This is a genomic window from Pseudomonas sp. P5_B2 (assembly GCF_056400445.1).
In genome coordinates this window covers 1-1,320 of sequence record NZ_JBFULH010000913.1, presented here as the reverse complement: position 1 = coordinate 1,320, position 1,320 = coordinate 1, and the positions used below count along the sequence as shown (strand labels likewise).

3 protein-coding genes are annotated in these 1,320 nt (G+C 55.0%); all 3 read left to right on the top strand.

Features of this window, described 5'->3' with window-relative positions:
• Positions 1-40: 40 nt before the first annotated feature.
• Entirely contained in the window at positions 41-277 is a 237-nt protein-coding gene (locus AC1DRJ_RS27950; protein WP_477804994.1) for a glutaredoxin family protein, read from the top strand.
• A gap of 169 nt (positions 278-446) precedes the next feature.
• Positions 447-764, top strand: a complete 318-nt coding sequence (locus AC1DRJ_RS27945; RefSeq protein ID WP_477804993.1) for a transcriptional regulator — start codon at positions 447-449, stop codon at positions 762-764.
• A 71-nt stretch (positions 765-835) separates the two neighbouring features.
• On the top strand, positions 836-1,320 hold a 485-nt coding region (locus tag AC1DRJ_RS27940; RefSeq protein WP_477804992.1), incomplete at its 3' end, for a pseudouridine synthase.

Here is a 1,320-nt window from a genome sequence, read left to right as displayed (position 1 = left end):
GGCCTAGAATAATCACTTAAATTTTTACGGGTGAGCGCTCATGCTTCCTGAATGTCAGCTGTTTGGCACCCTTGGGTGCCACCTCTGTGAAGTGGCCGAAGCCATGCTGATGGAGTTTGTCGAACGCGGTCTGCTGGTTGAGTTGGTAGATATCGCTGTCGATGAAACCTGGTTCGAAGCCTACAGCCTGCGCATTCCGGTCTTGCGACGAGTCGATACCGGCGCAGAACTGGGTTGGCCATTTGGTGCTGACGAGGTAGTGGCGTTCTTGCGTTAAGCGGTTTTGGATGCAGCGATGGTCCCGTCTGTCGAACTTTGCCATTGATACCCTTGGCTTAACCGATGCTCTTCGGATACTGTATGCGCATACAGTTATTCGTAATGCTGCCTTGCCGTCCTGGGTTTCGGGTTTGGGCAGGCAGTTCCGGGCGTGAGAGGGATGAATCGTGGTCAATGTCGAACAATTGAAAAACAGCGTGAACCGGATGTCGGTCGATGTTGTGCGTGAGGCAGTCCTTGAATTGCGTCTGGACGGTCTGGTGACGGAAGGTAAAACCCCCTTCAACAAAGTGCATTTCAATACCTGTTTCGCCGAAATCGAAGCATTGTTCCAGCGTGCGGGTTACCACCGGCAACTGGATGTCGTGGGTTATCAGGGGTTGTTATACGCACTTTACGATCCAGCTCGTTGGGAAGCCGTCGATGTGTTGCGCTGGCTCAAGGAGTTCACTGATGCGGCGGCGCGTGCGCCGATTCCGGCATGAGGATTCTCTGCTAGGTTCGACTCGGCCACTGTTGGATAATGTCGACCTGCATTGAGGGTCAGAACTTTCGTATGTCCACTTCATCTTTTTCCGCTGCACACAGCCAGGCCAGCACACTCTACTTGCCGCCGGGCTCGTGGCAGACCGTTATCGATTGCTTGTGCGAACACTTCAGCGCTATTGGTCGTGAACAATGGCTGGACAGAGTCGCTCGCGGTCGGGTACTCGACGGGCACGGAATGCCGATTGCGGTCGACCTGCCTTACAAGGAAGGCCTGCGAATCCATTATTTCCGTGAGGTGCCGGACGAAAAGCCGATCCCTGTGGTCGAGTCGATCCTCTATGCCGACGAGCATCTGGTAGTCGCAGACAAGCCGCATTTTCTGCCGGTGACTCCGGCAGGCGAGTACGTCGAGCAAACGCTCCTGCGAAGGTTGATTCGTCGACTGGATAATCCGCATCTGGTGCCGTTGCATCGCATTGATCGGCATACGGCAGGGCTGGTGCTGTTTTCCGCCAACCCACAGAGCCGTTCAGCGTATCAGCAGCGTATCAG